At 41.0% G+C, this 16,536-nt stretch carries 17 protein-coding genes; 14 read left to right on the top strand and 3 right to left on the bottom strand.

What is annotated here, in order from left to right:
* Positions 1-183 precede the first annotated feature (183 nt).
* From IMPJCBKJ_RS05930 to IMPJCBKJ_RS05920, 3 genes are read left to right on the top strand one after another with little or no spacing between them, the layout of a single operon-like run.
* Positions 184-633, top strand: coding sequence for a DUF3291 domain-containing protein (locus IMPJCBKJ_RS05930; RefSeq protein WP_166339292.1), 450 nt, complete (start codon positions 184-186; stop codon positions 631-633).
* Positions 634-1,146, top strand: a complete 513-nt coding sequence (locus IMPJCBKJ_RS05925) for a GNAT family N-acetyltransferase (protein WP_166339290.1) — start codon at positions 634-636, stop codon at positions 1,144-1,146.
* On the top strand, positions 1,146-2,012 hold the full coding sequence (locus IMPJCBKJ_RS05920; protein ID WP_166339288.1) for a PhzF family phenazine biosynthesis protein: 867 nt from the start codon (positions 1,146-1,148) through the stop codon (positions 2,010-2,012). The genes IMPJCBKJ_RS05925 and IMPJCBKJ_RS05920 overlap by 1 nt, the downstream gene beginning before the upstream one ends.
* A gap of 59 nt (positions 2,013-2,071) precedes the next feature.
* On the opposite strand, the gene rne is transcribed toward IMPJCBKJ_RS05920, so the two are convergent.
* A complete protein-coding gene (gene rne, locus IMPJCBKJ_RS05915; RefSeq protein WP_166339286.1) occupies positions 2,072-5,239 on the bottom strand; it encodes a ribonuclease E in 3,168 nt (1,055 codons plus the stop codon).
* Positions 5,240-5,858: 619 nt separating this feature from the next.
* On the opposite strand from rne, the gene rluC reads away from it, so the two are divergent.
* Together rluC and IMPJCBKJ_RS05905 are read left to right on the top strand one after the other, a co-directional pair.
* Positions 5,859-6,827 carry a 23S rRNA pseudouridine(955/2504/2580) synthase RluC gene (rluC, locus tag IMPJCBKJ_RS05910; protein ID WP_166339284.1) on the top strand — a complete coding sequence of 323 codons (969 nt, stop codon included), beginning with the start codon at positions 5,859-5,861 and terminating at the stop codon, positions 6,825-6,827.
* Positions 6,814-7,458 carry an HAD-IA family hydrolase gene (locus tag IMPJCBKJ_RS05905; protein WP_166339282.1) on the top strand — a complete coding sequence of 215 codons (645 nt, stop codon included), beginning with the start codon at positions 6,814-6,816 and terminating at the stop codon, positions 7,456-7,458. Before rluC ends, IMPJCBKJ_RS05905 begins: the two co-directional genes overlap by 14 nt.
* Positions 7,459-7,478: 20 nt before the next feature.
* On the opposite strand, the gene IMPJCBKJ_RS05900 is transcribed toward IMPJCBKJ_RS05905, so the two are convergent.
* Positions 7,479-8,561 carry a hypothetical protein gene (locus IMPJCBKJ_RS05900; RefSeq protein ID WP_166339280.1) on the bottom strand — a complete coding sequence of 361 codons (1,083 nt, stop codon included), beginning with the start codon at positions 8,559-8,561 and terminating at the stop codon, positions 7,479-7,481.
* Between the two features lie 53 nt (positions 8,562-8,614).
* Complete coding sequence (locus IMPJCBKJ_RS05895; protein WP_166339278.1) at positions 8,615-9,211, bottom strand: nucleoside triphosphate pyrophosphatase; 597 nt, start codon at positions 9,209-9,211, stop codon at positions 8,615-8,617.
* Between the two features lie 141 nt (positions 9,212-9,352).
* Here IMPJCBKJ_RS05895 and yceD point away from each other — a divergent pair, with 141 nt between their 5' ends.
* The 9 genes from yceD (at position 9,353) to mltG (ending at position 16,528) form a co-directional block, all read left to right on the top strand.
* Positions 9,353-9,877, top strand: a complete 525-nt coding sequence (gene yceD, locus IMPJCBKJ_RS05890; protein WP_054554711.1) for a 23S rRNA accumulation protein YceD — start codon at positions 9,353-9,355, stop codon at positions 9,875-9,877.
* A 10-nt stretch (positions 9,878-9,887) separates the two neighbouring features.
* On the top strand, positions 9,888-10,058 hold the full coding sequence (rpmF, locus tag IMPJCBKJ_RS05885) for a 50S ribosomal protein L32 (RefSeq protein WP_036967969.1): 171 nt from the start codon (positions 9,888-9,890) through the stop codon (positions 10,056-10,058).
* 11 nt (positions 10,059-10,069) lie between these two features.
* Complete coding sequence (gene plsX / locus IMPJCBKJ_RS05880) at positions 10,070-11,098, top strand: phosphate acyltransferase PlsX (RefSeq protein ID WP_054554712.1); 1,029 nt, start codon at positions 10,070-10,072, stop codon at positions 11,096-11,098.
* Positions 11,099-11,168: 70 nt separating this feature from the next.
* A complete protein-coding gene (gene fabD / locus IMPJCBKJ_RS05875; protein ID WP_138600107.1) occupies positions 11,169-12,095 on the top strand; it encodes an ACP S-malonyltransferase in 927 nt (308 codons plus the stop codon).
* An 11-nt stretch (positions 12,096-12,106) separates the two neighbouring features.
* Positions 12,107-12,853 carry a 3-oxoacyl-ACP reductase FabG gene (fabG, locus tag IMPJCBKJ_RS05870; protein WP_054554714.1) on the top strand — a complete coding sequence of 249 codons (747 nt, stop codon included), beginning with the start codon at positions 12,107-12,109 and terminating at the stop codon, positions 12,851-12,853.
* A 238-nt stretch (positions 12,854-13,091) separates the two neighbouring features.
* Positions 13,092-13,328 carry an acyl carrier protein gene (acpP, locus tag IMPJCBKJ_RS05865; protein ID WP_016707440.1) on the top strand — a complete coding sequence of 79 codons (237 nt, stop codon included), beginning with the start codon at positions 13,092-13,094 and terminating at the stop codon, positions 13,326-13,328.
* A gap of 117 nt (positions 13,329-13,445) precedes the next feature.
* Positions 13,446-14,684, top strand: a complete 1,239-nt coding sequence (fabF, locus tag IMPJCBKJ_RS05860) for a beta-ketoacyl-ACP synthase II (protein WP_166339276.1) — start codon at positions 13,446-13,448, stop codon at positions 14,682-14,684.
* A 57-nt stretch (positions 14,685-14,741) separates the two neighbouring features.
* On the top strand, positions 14,742-15,554 hold the full coding sequence (gene pabC / locus IMPJCBKJ_RS05855; protein ID WP_166339274.1) for an aminodeoxychorismate lyase: 813 nt from the start codon (positions 14,742-14,744) through the stop codon (positions 15,552-15,554).
* Positions 15,551-16,528: an endolytic transglycosylase MltG gene (mltG, locus tag IMPJCBKJ_RS05850; protein WP_166339272.1), complete on the top strand. Its 978-nt coding sequence runs from the start codon at positions 15,551-15,553 to the stop codon at positions 16,526-16,528. Before pabC ends, mltG begins: the two co-directional genes overlap by 4 nt.
* The last annotated feature ends 8 nt before the right edge of the window (positions 16,529-16,536 follow it).

Here is a 16,536-nt window from a genome sequence, read left to right as displayed (position 1 = left end):
CTAAGTTTTAAGCGATAAGATTATAAATACTCGTTTTATAGCCCAGCACTTGCTGGGCTTTTTTATTTATAAGCAATTGTGCAAGGTGAATTTAACTAATATCAATGACGTTGCTATTGCTATATCGCTTAGTTTTAATACACTCAAGGTACACACTTCCCCGATGGCTAAGGAGAGTCATAAATGAAACTTGCCCAACTAAATATTGCTCTTGCTAAATATCCATTGGATGCCCCTGAAATAAAAGATTTTGTTGATAATCTCGATTTAATTAATGGCGTTGCTGAAAACAGTGTTGGTTTTGTATGGCGATTAAAAGACGAATCAGGCGATGCCACCAATATTAAATTGTTTGATGATCCGAATATGATAATCAATATGTCTGTGTGGGAAAGCGTTGAAGATCTCAAAAACTTTATGTTTCGCACCCACCACAGAGATTTCATGCGCAGAAAAGGTGAATGGTTTCACCGCTTAGCAGAGGATAGCTATGTTTTATGGTGGATTGAAGGTAACCATATTCCAACCCCTCAAGAGGCATTAGAAAGGTTGCAATATCTTCGTGAAAATGGCGACACTCCTCATGCTTTTACATTTAAAAGTAATTTTACGGCTGAAGATCTAAGAGGTTAGATGGCTATTTCATTTAATACACCGAGACTAAACGTCATTGAAATAGACTCTAATGCAGCAAAGTCAGAGCAAACTGCTTTAGTTAACGCTTTACCAGCGATTTTAACTCCCGCTGTAGTTGCAAATTTACCGGGTTATTTTCAAGGAATTGATTCTATAGCTGCTGCCGAAAAGTGGTTGGCTAACATGCTTAATGAATGCTTCTTATTAATGGTGCAATCTCAACATCAAGAAATTGTTGGGCTTTTATTTATCTATACCGAAAACCATGATGCTCATATCGGTTATTTGTTAGCTGAGCAGTACTGGGGGCAGGGCCTTGCATTTGAATTATTGCAGGGATTTATAAACCTCGCTGATACTCAGTCACAATGGCATAAGCTCATTGCTGGTGTTGATGAATCAAATACACCATCAATTAAGCTTTTAAAAAAGTTGGCTTTTGAAGAGCAAGCATCTAAGGAAAATGGCATGTTGTTTTATGAATTTAACTTAAACCAAGGCATACAATAATGACAATAACCGCATTTTTAGTTAACTCCTTTAGTGCAAATAATACAGGCGGGAACCCAGCAGGTGTTGTGTTGAATGCAGATACACTCACCAGCGCTGAAAAACTGACGATTGCAAAAGAAATAGGTTTTTCAGAAACCGCATTTGTGGCGCAAGATCATGAAGTTGACTTTGCTGTATCATTTTTTACGACAACTGAAGAAGTTGATTTTTGTGGCCACGCAACCCTAGCTGTGTTTGCTACGCTCTTCGAACAAGGGTTATTAAAACCTGGCTATTACACTCAACGAACAAAAGTGGGCTTGTTAGGTGTAACAATTGCCGAAGATGGGCAAATTACCATGGAGCAAGCCTTGCCAAAATACCTAGGCAACTTTGCTTATGACGACCTTGCAGGCTTATTAGGGCTTGATGAAACGACTCTTGCAGAAACTGGCTTGCCGATCGATGTAATAACTACAGGATTGCCGGATATTATAGTCGCTGTGCCGAATGGCTACTTAGATAAAATTGTTATTGATGAGGCAGCGCTTAGCGAGTTCTGCCAACAGCATAATGTGATTGGTGTGCATGCCTTTGAATTATGTGAAGAGCAAAGTGAGCTGACCGCAAGTTGTCGTAACTTTGCGCCTTTGGTTGGTATACCTGAAGAGTCAGCAACCGATAGCGCCAGTGGCGCGCTTGCATGCTACTTATCAAAACACGTATTTGTACAGCAAGAAAACCATTTCAAGTTTGAACAAGGCCGAGCAATGGGGTGCAGTTCACATATTTCTGCCAGTGTTTATTCGGATGAGCAGGGGGTTTATAAGGTTCTTGTAGGTGGCTATGCAAATCACCTAGGTATACAAAATATTGCTTTATAAGAAGAATACATACAAAAAAGCCGCGTTATAAACGCGGCTTTTTTACTTAAGCGACTAAATTAATCAGCCGCTAAGGTTTTTGCCATATCAGCACGGGCTCTGCCAGCAGGTTTAATTGAACCTGCACGAAGACCGCTATCTGGAATAGCTGTACGCTTGTCATGCGCCATAGCCGCTGGTGTTGGCTCTGGCTCACTATCTGCCACAGGCGTAGGTTTTGCCATTGCAGCGCTTGCTGAACCTTTTACTAAAATAGTTTTTTCATTTTTAGCAGGTTCTACAGCTTTCACTGACTCTTCAGCTTGTGCTGGCTCTTCAGCTTTCACTGGTTCTTCAGTTTTAACTGGCTCTTCAGCTTTCACTGGTTCCTCAGCTTTCACTGGTTCTTCAGTTTTAACTGACTCTTCAGCTTGCACTGGTTCTTCAGTTTTAACTGACTCTTCAGCTTGCACTGGTTCTTCAGCTTTAACTGGCTCTTCAGCTTTAACTGGTTCTTCAGTTTTAACTGGCTCTTCAGCTTTCACTGGTTCTTCAGCTTTCACTGGTTCTTCAGTTTTAACTGGCTCTTCAGCTTTAACTGGTTCTTCAGCTTTAACTGGTTCTTCAGCTTTAACTGGTTCTTCAGCTTTAACTGGTTCTTCAGTTTTAACAGGCTCTTCAGCTTTCACTGGTTCTTCAGTTTTAACAGGCTCTTCAGCTTTTACTGGTTCTTCAGTTTCAGCCTGAGCCTGTTTTGCCTTTAGCTCAGCTTCATATTCAGCAGCAGCTTGATCTGCTACAGGAATAAATGCTGGCGCATCAGCTTTGTCATCACTCGACTTTTCATCATGCTCAGGGCGACGGCGACGTTGACCTGCAGCACGTAAGTGGCGAGGTGAACGACGAGATCGTGTACGAGGTTGAGCTTGTTCTTCATCAGTTGATGTTTCAACTACCGATTCAGTTTGCTCTGCTTGTTTAGGTTCAGCCTCAGCTTTTACTGGTTCTGCAGGTACTTGCTTTTCAGCAACAGGCTGTTCTGCTTGTTCAGTTTCAACTGCTACTTTTTCTTTTGCAGGCTTAGCTGGTTTTTCAGCTTTAGGTGCTTGCTCAGTTGTTTCAGTAGTTTGTACTGCTTTTGCTTCATCTGCGCTTTCATCTGTTACGCGAACTTTTTTGCGTAAGTTGCGACGTTGACGACGAACCTTAGGTTTAGTTTCCTTTGGTTGCTCAGATTTCGCCTCTGGTGCAGTGTCTTTATTTGTTTGCTCTACATCATCATTGCGTTTTTCATTACGTTTTCTGTTGTTAGAATTACGACGACGTTTGTTGCGATTCTCGTTACCTTCTTTTTGCTCAGGCTTATTTGAAGTATTTGTGTTTTCTTCTTTAGCTTGTGCATCGTCAGGGCGTTTATTACGAGAGTTGCGACGGCGTTGGTTGTTGCTACGACGACGGTTGTCGTTGTTGCGACGATTATTGCTACGTCTTTGTGCTGCTTTTTTCTCTTCTTGCTCTTTTTCAGCTTCTTCTTCGGCATTGCTGAATAACGACTTGAAGAACTTACCAATTGCAGCAAATAATCCACCTTCTGACTTTTTAGCCGCAGGCGTTGTTTGCTCAGCTTTTGGCGCAGCTTGAGGTGCAGGTGTAGTAGGCATAACAACACCCTTAAGAACCGGCTCTTCACGAACTGGTGCTGAAGGCGCTTTAGCCATTTCAAATGCTTCTGGCTCAGGAGCAACAACTTGCTCGTAGCTTACAGTTTCGATTGTTTCGTCTTTACGTAAGCGAACTACTTCGTAATGTGGCGTTTCCATGTGTTGATTAGGAATGATCACAACATCAACGTTATGGCGTTTTTCGATGCGTTGAACACTACGACGTTTTTCGTTTAATAGGTAAGCGGCAACAGCCACGGGCACTTGTGCATTTACTTGTGATGTATTGTCTTTGATTGCTTCTTCTTCGATTAAACGAAGGATAGACAAAGCAATTGATTCGTTAGAACGAATCGTACCTTGACCATTACAACGAGGACATGGACCTTGGCTTGCTTCACCTAATGAAGGGCGTAAGCGCTGACGCGACATTTCAAGCAGACCAAAGCGTGAGATCTTACCAATCTGTACACGGGCACGGTCAGGACGAGCAGCGTCTTTTAAACGATTCTCTACTTCGCGTTGGTGGCGTGGTGGTGTCATATCGATGAAGTCGATAACAATAAGACCACCTAAGTCACGTAAACGTAATTGACGGGCAATCTCGTCTGCTGCTTCTAAGTTAGTATTAAGTGCTGTTTCTTCGATATCACCGCCTTTAGTGGCTTTAGATGAGTTGATATCGATAGACGTAAGTGCTTCAGTTGGGTCAATTACAATTGAACCACCTGATGGTAAGCGAACTTCACGTTGGAAAGCAGATTCAATTTGGCTTTCAATTTGGTAGTGAGTGAATAGTGGTACATCGCCCTGATAAAGCTTAACGCGGCTCATGAAATCTGGACGGAAACGCTCAATATGCGCTTTCGCTTCTTCAAATACACGTGCTTTATCAATTAAAATTTCACCAATATCACGACGTAAATAGTCACGGATTGCGCGGAAAATTACGTTACTTTCTTGGTGAATTAAGAACGGAGCAGGGCCGCTATCAGCAGCTTGCTGAATCGCTTGCCAATGCACTAATAGTGCTTTTAAGTCGTACTCTAGTTCTTCAAATGATTTACCAACACCTGCTGTACGAACAATTAAGCCCATGCCTTTAGGTAGTTCTAAACGGCTTAGTGCTTCTTTAAGTTCAGTACGCTCATCACCTTCGATACGGCGAGAAATACCACCGGCACGAGGGTTGTTAGGCATAAGTACTAAATAGCTACCTGCAACGCTGATAAAAGTCGTTAACGCAGCGCCTTTTTGGCCACGCTCTTCTTTATCAACTTGCACAATGACTTCTTGGCCTTCTTTGATCACGTCACGGATATTTGGACGACCTTGGAATGTATAGCCTTGTGGGAAGTAGGTGCGAGCTATTTCTTTAAGAGGAAGGAAACCGTGTCTTTCAGCGCCATAATCAACAAAGGCAGCTTCTAATGACGGTTCGATACGGGTAATTTTACCCTTGTAAATATTTGCTTTTTTTTGTTCGTGACCTGGGCTCTCTATGTCTAAATCATACAGGCGCTGGCCATCAACCAGTGCAACGCGCATTTCTTCTTGCTGCGTCGCATTGATTAGCATACGTTTCATATTGTTACTCTACTAATTCTGTCGCTGACATGACGGTATAAACTCGTCTGTTCAGTGGTTTCTGACGGTTGTTTTTGTGCAGTCTCACGACTGGGTAAAGTCAAAACCTGAAGTTGTTTGCTTACATTGAGCATCACTAAGTGTGGCTGACAATAACATGTTGTCACGTTATTAAATTCTTATAGGTGTCAAAACTGCCGCCAATTCTGCGGTTTTAATTTACGAGTTTTGTCCCGAAGTCGACCATGTTCAAATTTTTATTCAATGTCTTGCTACAACAGCTGCTTCTGAATGACGTTGCTACGTCGTCACTATCAGTCAATTTATCTTGTTCAATTGCTTTTTATGTTCATTAATCAACATTCGTGCTCAAATTATTCAGGCAATATATTACGCGCATCGCCGATAATTGAACGCTCGTGTTGGCTGGGTAATTATAAAAGCTTTGGAAAACTTAGCGCGGATCTGTATGATCGGCAACCCAGAATATGCTTCACGAATGTATTAATGTGATAAAAGCACCGTTGTTACTTGCAAACTTTATGTTCGCGACGGTGATTATCCCACTATTACAGTCGCGTTAGCAACTAAATTATTTACTTAAATCAGTGATTAGGCAATGTCAGAAAAAACCGGCTTACAAGTTTCGTTTGTTACCATAGGTGAAGACCATCTAGGTCAACGTATTGATAACTTTCTTATTACTCACCTAAAAGGTGTGCCTAAAAGTGCAGTTTATAAAATCCTTCGTAAAGGCGAAGTGCGAGTAAATAAAAAACGCATAAAACCTGTCTACAAACTACAACTAAATGATGTAATTCGTATTCCACCTATCAAAGTGGCCGAAAAAGAAGAGTTTGTGCCAAAGAAACTCGATAAAGTAAAACAACTTGAAGAAGCCATTTTGTTTGAAGACAAGTATTTAATGGTGATCAACAAGCCTTCGGGTATGGCTGTGCATGGTGGCAGTGGCCTAAGTTATGGCTTAATCGAAGCACTTCGCGTACTTCGTCCTGAAGAGCGTAGTTTAGAGCTTGTACACCGACTAGACCGTGACACATCAGGTTGCTTGCTTATTTCTAAACGTCGTTCAGTGTTAACTGATTTACATAAACAGTTACGTGAAAAAACCATGGAGAAAAACTATTGGGCATTAGTTGATGGTCAATGGGATTCTAAAACGAAAAACGTTACCGAAGGACTTCGTAAAAACACCTTAAAGTCTGGTGAGCGTGTGGTGCGTGTTGATAATACTGAAGGTAAACCATCGCACACGCGTTTTCGTGTGCTTGAGCGATTTGCTGAGTGCTCATTAGTACAAGCGTCGCCGGTAACGGGGCGTACTCACCAAATTCGTGTGCATACGCAATGTAAAGGTCATCCAATTGCTTGTGATGATAAATATGGCGTTGCAGAGTTCGATCAATACGTGAATAAACTGACTGGTTTAAATCGTTTGTTTTTACATGCCCACGATTTACGTTTTATGCACCCTAAAAATGAAACAACCATGCATGTTGAAGCGCCACTCGATAATGCACTTCAAAATTGTATCAAAAAGCTACGTGCAGATAATGAACAAGTTTAAGCTGGTTATTTTTGATTGGGATGGCACAGTGATGGACTCTGTGCCAAAAATTGTTACCTGCCTGCGAAATACTGCGCGAGACTTAGGTATTCCTGTTCCAACAGAGCAACAAGCAAAAGACGTTATTGGTTTATCGCTGGCAAAAGCCACTGAAGTTCTTTTTCCGGCGCATTTACATTTAAGCGACGAACTCGTTGCAGGTTACAAAGCACAGTACCGTGAGTTAGATGTTACACCTACACCTTTATTTAAAGATGTAGAATCCGTTTTAAAGCAGTTAAGTGATGCAGGCATGCAATTGGCAGTGGCTACCGGTAAAGGACGTGAAGGCATCGATAGGCTTCTTAATGAGTCAGGCCTTGTGAAGTATTTTGTGAATGTAAAATGCTCTGACGATGCTGAGTCGAAGCCATCTCCAGATATGCTTGAGCAAATTTTACTTGAGCAGGGCATCGCAAAAGGTGATGCTGTGATGATTGGCGATAGCCAATTGGATATGGCAATGGCTAATGCCGCAGGTATTACTTGTATTGGAGTGAGTTTTGGTGCCCATAGTCCGGCGCAGTTACAACAACATACGCCGTTATGTGTTGTTGATTCATACCAGCAGTTAAAGCAATATTTGCTTTAACTGCTTAGCCAATTTAAACACTAACAACGTAAGCTAATAATCGAGTTTGTACATTTTTGGCTATATCGTTCAGTAGAACACAATTCCTTTTTAATTTTTCGGCTACAATTCCCAGCTAAATGCGCATTACCACGTGTGTGGCTATCAATCGTTTCAATTTCTTTACTATTTTCCTCAATAAACTTAAGTAGACAATTTGAAATAGCTACATCAGTTAAATCCACCACAGGACTGAATAATAAGTTCATTGCCATACCATCTATAATTGATGCGCCACGGTTTAACTTGTAAGTTAAGTTTAATTTACGAGTACCACCAATATTAAATTCACCATTATATTTCACTTCAAAGTTTAAAAGGTTATCCGAACCTCCATAAACCTTACTAATATAAGAACCTATTTCATTGTGTTGAAGACTTATTTGAAATCCTAGGTCGCCTTTACTTAGTTTTAGCACGCTTTGAGTTACATCAGAGACTATAAAATTATCAAACCAATTTGCATCAAAAAGTTCTTTTTCTATGAGTTGTGTTAAAGTTTCATGGAGGTTGACTTGATATTGTTGATTGCCAAAATAACTAACTGGGTGTGAGGCACAACTATCTTCGTTATTTAAACTCGTTGACTTAAGCTCAAGCGGGCCTTGTATTTTAGATGATGTTATGTAAGAAGTTTTCGATACTGCGGTTCTGAAATCTCGGTCTATATCGTAAAAAGTTTTTAATAAATCTTTTTCTGAGGTGTTTAATGGCAAGATTTCGATTGTTGAAATAACCCCATTCTCTTGAGGAGTTGATGAGTTGTTTGTCGCCTTAACATTAAATTTAAAAGCTCTTTTATCTAATGGATTTGCTATTATCAAGTTTTTCGATGAAGTATCGCATTTTAGAATAGGCTGACCAAGGTGTAACCTTTCATTAGATGAAGTTTCCCATTGGCAAACAGGTTTGACGTGGTGTTCTTTAGCAATTGTTTTGGCTTTTTCATAATTACACGTGTTGCATGAGTAGACTTCTATTAATTCTTGTGAGGCATGTATTTTGCCGGTAAACAAACTTAACCCTGATAGAAAAAAGGTTATTAACAATCCTTGTCGAGTCATAAATCCTTTCCTTTTTAGCTTGAATTTTAATCTACACTATTTAATAGAATTTACTATGCTTTGTGACATGTCAATACGTCAACACCAAACTCAGCCAGCACTTTAGTTAGTGTGATCAGTGGCAGGCCTATCAATGTATTAGGGTCATCGCCACTGAGCTTTTCAAATAAACAGATGCCTAATCCTTCACTTTTAAAGCTACCTGCACAGTTGTATGGCTGCTCTGCATCGCAATAAGCATTGATCTGCTCATGTGTGAGTGTTTTAAATGTCACATCAAATGGCACTACTGTGGTAATTGCTTTATCGCTTTGTATATCAAAAACACTTAAACCCGTTAAAAAGGTCACTGTATGGCCACTAAACGATGATAGCTGCTTAATGGCATTCTCTTTAGTATGAGGTTTACCTAAAATTGTATCGTTGAATACCGCAACTTGATCAGAGCCAATTACCAAACCTTCACTATAATGTTGTTTGGCAACTCGGGCTTTTTGTTCGCTTAAACGAGCAACTAATTGCTCTGGCGTTTCAGCTGCGATAGGGGACTCATCAATATCTGGAGAAAAACTTTGAAAAGGTAAGTTAAACTTAGTTAATAATTGCTGTCTAAATGGTGAGCTTGACGCTAATATAAGTGTTGGTTTCATAATAAATTCTGGATGAAAATTGTATTTTGCCAAGGATAAGCCACAATGAATCCGAAAACAAAGCAGAAGATCGTTAAAAACCTACCAAAATTGGTTTTTTACTTTGACTAACTTACTAACTATCTATATGATGCAGCCCCTATGCAAAAGGTGAAAATTCCCATCACTCTTCATCCCAGCAAAGCAGCTCAACATCGTTTAACGTATGACGGTATTGTCCCGCTTGAAAAACTTTCTCGTTTAGAGCAAGTTGTGCAGGAGGAAGCAGGTGAAATAGCGGTAAAGATTCATTGCAAAATTGACGAGCAAGGTTTAGTGGTAATAAGTGGTAACTTATCAACACATGTAACTGTAACTTGCCAACGCTGTAATGGAGAATTAGGGTTGGATTTGGAACAAGACTTTGTGTATTCGCCAATTGGTTTGGATGCAGAGTCAGATCATCTACCTGAAGGTTACGATGAAGTAGAGCTTGACGAAAACGGTGAAATCAACGTATTTGAGTTAATCGAAGACGAACTGATTTTAGCTATTCCAATAGTGCCTACACACAACGAAGCTTCATGCAGTTATTCATCAGAGCCTACTAGCTTTGGTAAATTAGCAGCAAAAGATGACAAACCAAATCCATTTGATATTTTGAAACAACTTAAGAAAGATTCTTAGGAGAAGACTAATGGCTGTACAAAAAAGCAAAAAGTCTCGTGCAAGACGCGGCATGCGCCGTTCACACGATGCGATCAGTGGTCCAACTTTAACTGTAGATCAAGTTTCTGGTGAGACTCACCGTCGTCACCACGTAACTGCTGACGGTTACTACAAAGGCGTTAAAGTAATTTCTAACTAAGAGATTGCTATATGCTGACCAATCTAACCATAGCGTTAGATATGATGGGGGGCGATTACGGCCCCCGTTCATCTATCCCCGCTGCCGTGCAAGCGGTAAATGCTAATACCAACTTAAGACTCATCTTATGTGGTAATCAGCAAGTTATTCTAAAAGAACTCGAAGCACTCGATTCTGTTTCACACCCTCGTTTAATTATTCGCCATTGTAGCGAAGTCGTCACAAATGCGTGTGAACCTGCTTCAGCGGTTCGTTCTAAAAAAGATTCATCAATGCGAGTTGCCCTCGATTTAGTTAAATCGGGTGAAGCGCAAGCGTGTGTAAGCTCTGGTAATACAGGCGCGTTATTTTTTATGGCGCATTATGTATTAAAGATGCTTCCAGGCGTAAAACGTCCTGCATTAATCTCTGCTGTTCCAACCGAACGTAAAAATCCTGTTTATTTACTTGATTTAGGCGCTAATGTGCATTGTGATGCACAAACCCTTTATCAATTTGGCATTATGGGTTCTGTGGTAGCAGGGCAGGCACTTGGGTGTGATAACCCAAGAGTTAGTTTATTGAATATTGGCTCTGAAGACATCAAAGGGCATGAAGGAATAAAACAAGCTGCACAGTTAATGCAGCAGTGTGAATATCTCAACTACACAGGTTACAGTGAAGGTAGTGATATTTTCAGCGGAAAAGCCGATGTTATTGTGTGCGAAGGATTTGTTGGTAATGTGGCATTAAAAACATGTGAAGGTATTGCCAAACTGATCATGCATAAACTCACCAAAGCCTTACACAAACATTTCTTATACAAAAGTTTAGCGTTTTTATTGCGTCCAGTGATAAAAAAACTCTACAAGCGGGTGAACCCCGACCAGTATAACGGCGCAAGTCTGGTAGGATTGCGCGGTATTGTTGTTAAAAGCCATGGCAATGCCTCACCAAAGGCGTTTCATGCTGCTATTGATGAAGCCGCGCGGGAAGTCGAACGCCAACTCCCTGAAAAAATCGCTGCGATTTTTGAGCAAACACATCCAACAACAAAGTAGTGCAGCATATCTAAAACTTGTTATGCTGCCTGCTACAGAATATTTTTTTGTTTAATTATAAGAGCAAAGTATGGCACATAAAATTGCACTCGTATTTCCAGGTCAAGGCTCACAAACTGTGGGCATGTTATCTGAACTATTAGCTGATTCACAAATTGCTAAAGCAACATTCGCTGAAGCATCTGAAGCTCTTGGCTATGATCTAGCTGCACTTGTACTAAATGGTCCAGAAGAAGAATTAAATCAAACCCATCGTACACAACCAGCACTTCTTACAGCTAGTGTTGCTATTTACCGTCAATGGTTAGACGCAAACCCTGATGCCGATGTTGTTATGGCTGGTCACAGTTTAGGCGAGTATTCAGCATTAGTTTGTGCTGGCGTTGTAAGCTTAAGCGAAGCAGTTAAACTAGTAGAAAATCGTGGTTTATATATGCAAGAAGCAGTACCTGCGGGTGTTGGTTCTATGGCTGCAATCATCGGCTTAGGTGACGACGAAATCAAAGCAGCGTGTGAAGCATCAGCAAATGGTGAAGTTGTTTCACCAGTAAACTACAACTCACCAGGTCAGGTTGTTATCGCTGGCCACAAAGCGGCAGTTGAGCGTGCATCAGAAGCATGTAAAGAAGCAGGTGCTAAACGTGCTTTACCACTTGCAGTAAGCGTACCTTCTCACTGCGAACTAATGAAACCAGCTGCTGAGAAATTAGCTGCTGATTTAGCCACTTTAACATTTAATACACCTAAGTGTGATGTAATCAACAACGTTGATGTAAAAGCTGAGCAATCAAGTGAAGCAATTAAAGATGCATTAGTACGTCAACTTTACAGCCCAGTTCGCTGGACTGAAACTGTACAAGCATTAGTTGCGCAAGGTATCACACAAAGCTATGAGTTTGGCCCAGGTAAAGTATTAACGGGCCTTGCTAAACGAATTGATAAAGCAATGGTATGTGGTGCGGTTAATACGCAAGCTGCTATTGATGAAGCGAAATAAGTAGGAATAGAATGACAAATTTATTTTCTCTTGAGGGCAAGGTTGTCCTAATCACTGGTGCAAGCCGTGGTATTGGTAAAGCGATTGCAAATACGCTAGTTGCACAAGGTGCAAAAGTAGCGGGTACTGCAACAAGCGAATCAGGTGCTGCTAAAATCAGTGAATATCTAGGTGACAACGGTAAAGGTTATGCCCTTAACGTAACTGATCCTGAATCGATTGAGGCGACACTTGCTGCGATCAAGGCTGATTTAGGCGATATCGACGTATTAGTTAACAATGCAGGTATTACTCGCGATAACTTATTAATGCGTATGAAAGACGGTGAGTGGGATGACATCATCGACACGAACCTAAGCTCAATTTTCCGTTTATCAAAGGCTGTTTTACGCCCTATGATGAAAAAGAAAAATGGTCGTATCATTAATATCGGTTCTGTAGTGGGCACTATGGGTAATGCGGGTCAAGCTAACTATGCTGCAGCGAAAGCGGGTGTAATTGGTTTTACTAAGTCATTAGCACGCGAAGTGGCATCACGTGGCATCACAGTGAACGTTGTTGCACCGGGTTTTATCCAAACAGATATGACAGACGAGCTGACTGAAGACCAAAAAGCAGCTACGCTTGCAAATGTACCTGCAGGGCGTTTAGGTCAACCTGAAGAAATCGCTGCTGCGGTATGCTATTTAGCATCTGACGCTGCTGCGTATGTATCAGGCGAAACATTGCACGTAAATGGCGCGATGTACATGGTTTAATGAAAGTTAGCAAAAATTTGCTAGCGAAAGATTATCGAAAATTGTTGAAATTTTTGTGATCTTGCTTTAAACATACTTGAATTCGCTATGAAAATAAGCGATAAATGAACAAATACTATTCGAGAGGTTTGACCAGATAAGTAATTATCAGCAAATCCTTGAATCACAGAATTATGCGGCGTAAACTACGCCGCAATCTGAAAATAACGCATTGGCGTTTTTAATAAAGGAAAGAAGAATGAGCGACATCCAAGAACGCGTAAAGAAAATTATCATTGAGCAACTAGGTGTTAAAGAAGAAGAAGTAAAACATGAAGCTTCTTTCGTTGACGACTTAGGTGCTGATTCACTTGACACTGTAGAACTAGTAATGGCTCTTGAAGAAGAGTTCGACACTGAGATCCCAGACGAAGAAGCTGAAAAGATCACTACAGTTCAAGCTGCAATCGATTACGTTACAGCTCACGCTGAGTAATTTTACGCATTTTGATTTTAAGGGCAGCATTAAGCTGCCCTTAGTCTATCTATAGAATGATACTAATAAATTTGGTATACACCCCACCTAAAATAATTTCCTTATTGGAGGCAACCCGTGGCTAAACGTCGAGTCGTCGTAACTGGCTTAGGAATGTTGACACCGCTAGGTAATGATGTTGAATCTACTTGGCAAGGTTTGTTAAACGGTAAAAGTGGTATTCAAACTATCACGCATTTCGATACCTCAAGTTTCGGCACCAAATTCGCAGGTTTGCTGAATGACTTTGATGCATCAGCTTACATGTCACCGAAAGATGCAAAGAAAATGGATTTGTTTATCCAATATGGCATTGCAGCGGGTGTACAAGCACTACAAGATTCTGGTCTAGAGATCACTGAAGAAAACGCCACTCGTGTTGGTGTAGCAGTGGGTTCTGGCATCGGTGGTTTAACTTTAATTGAAGAAAACCACATTAAACTATTAAATAGCGGCCCGCGTAAGCTTTCTCCGTTTTACGTGCCTTCGACCATTATCAATATGATCTCTGGTCATTTATCGATTATGCACGGTTTACGTGGCCCTAATATTTCAATCGTTACAGCCTGTACTACAGGTCTGCATAACATTGGTCACGCTGCACGTATGATTGCATACGGCGATGCAGATGCAATGGTAGCCGGTGGTGCTGAAAAAGCATCGACACCAATTGGTATGGGTGGCTTTAATGCAGCACGTGCATTATCAACTCGTAACGACGATCCTCAAGCAGCATCTCGTCCTTGGGATAAAGACCGTGACGGTTTTGTTCTTGCTGATGGTGCAGGTGTTATCGTACTTGAAGAATATGAGCATGCTAAAGCACGTGGCGCGAAAATCTACGCTGAACTTGTTGGTTTTGGTATGAGTGGTGATGCCTATCACATGACATCTCCACCTGAAGACGGTGCAGGCGCAGCTCTAGCGATGGAAAATGCCCTAAACGATGCACTAGTTAATGCAGACCAAGTTGGTTACATTAATGCTCACGGTACATCGACGAATGCAGGCGATAAAGCCGAAACATCCGCTGTTAAAACTATTTTTGGCGATGCAGCGAAAGATGTGATGGTAAGTTCATCTAAATCAATGATGGGTCACTTGTTAGGTGCAGCAGGCTCGGTAGAGTCAATTATTACTATCTTGTCACTTGTTGACCAGAAAGTAAGCCCTACAATCAACCTTGATAACCCAGATGAAGGCTGTGATTTAGACTACGTACCGCACACTGCACGTGACGCTAAATTGGATTACGCACTATGTAATTCATTTGGTTTTGGTGGTACTAATGGCTCGTTGCTGTTTAAAAAGGTATAATTCTTTTTAACAACGGACTAAAAAGAAGAGCCCAGTTGTTTAACTGGGCTTTTTTGTATGAATAAATTAAAACAAACAATAAAAATAGTCACACCAGACACCACAATAAGCACGCAAGATCGTGGCTTAAATTATGGTGATGGCTTTTTTACCACAGCCTCTGTGATGAATTCTGTCGTTGAGCACTGGGATTTACACAAAGCGCGTTTAGATGAATGCGCGCAAAGACTATTTTTCCCCGAATTAGATTTATCTGCAATTGAGCGTGAAGTTAACCACGCAATCAGTGATACACAAACCGGTATTTTAAAAATAGTTGTCACCCGTGGTGCAGGTGGGCGTGGTTATGGCTTACCAGACACACCAAGTATCCAAGTGCTGATCAGTACCATGCCTGCAGTTTCACACTATAAAAGTTGGCAGCAGCAGGGGGCAAACCTTGAAATCAGTGACGTGAAACTTGCACATCAACCTTTACTTGCAGGCTTAAAAACATTGAACCGTTTAGAGCAAGTGCTTATCAAAAAGCAAATGAGCAGCCTTGAATGTGATGACGTTGTTGTACTTGACTATGATAACAATGTGATTGAGTGCTCTGCTGCAAATATTTTTGCTATTAAAGACGGTCAAGTTATATCACCTAAGTTAGACCGCTGCGGCATCACTGGGGTTTATCTCAGCGCTTTATGTGATAAGTTAGCCATTGAATTTAAAGCAATCCAACTAGATGAGCTTTTAGCTATGGATGCCGTATTTATGTGTAACAGTTTAATGGGCGTGGTTCCCGTTGCACGAATTGCTGATACACAGTTTGATATTGAATGCAGTAAAGCGCTATTAACGGCGCAGTTTGCCAAGGAGAGTGTGTGATAAAAGTCATTGTTAGCGTGCTGTTATTAGCATTGCTATGTTGTGGTATTGGCTATCAACAACTTCAATCAGCATTAAAAATGCCGTTAAAAGTTGAAAATAGTACTTTATTTAAAGTGGAGCGTGGCACCGGCTTTAATCAACTTTGCCAAGCATGGCAAACAAAGCAGTGGGTTGATAGTTGTTTTAAATTTCAGGTACTCGCTAAATTAGATCCTACGCTTACTGATTTAAAAGCGGGTCTTTATGAGCTGGATACCAGCGCCGTTATTGATAATATTCGTCGTATCAATCAAGGTGCACAAGCGAGCTTTAGCTTCACAATTATTGAAGGTCAGCCACTTCGTGACGTTGTTGCTAATATTCAAAAACAAGCGCATTTAAGCCAAGACTTAGATACAGAAAATTTAGCGACGCAGATAAGTAACACGCAAGAGAATTTAGAAGGCTGGTTGTTCCCTGATACCTATCACTACCACAGCGAAGATAGTGCCAGCGGCTTATTAAAACGCGCATACAACAAAATGCAGCAGGAATTAGACACCGCATGGCAAACTAGAGCGCCAGATTTAGTATTAAGTTCACCGTATGAAGCGTTAATACTGGCTTCTATCATCGAAAAAGAAACGGGTCTTGCTTCTGAGCGACCATTAATTTCTGCGGTATTTACCAATCGTTTAAAAACCAATATGCGCTTACAAACCGATCCAACGGTTATTTATGGTATTGGTGCTGATTTTGATGGCGATATAAAACGAAAAGATTTAACAACCTATACACCGTATAACACGTATAAGATAAAAGGCTTGCCGCCAACACCCATAGCCATGCCTTCGAAAGCAGCGATTTTGGCCGCGGTTAATCCACCTGAGTCAGAATATGTGTATTTTGTTGCGAAAGGGGATGGCAGCCATCAATTTTCGAAAACATTGCAAGAACATAATCGAGCGGTAAAGCAGTACCAATTAAACTAACAACCAGA

It is taken from the genome of Pseudoalteromonas sp. MB47 (assembly GCF_011319765.1).
GTDB classification, from domain to species: Bacteria; Pseudomonadota; Gammaproteobacteria; order Enterobacterales; family Alteromonadaceae; genus Pseudoalteromonas; species Pseudoalteromonas simplex.
This window is presented reverse-complemented; position numbering and strand designations above follow the sequence as displayed.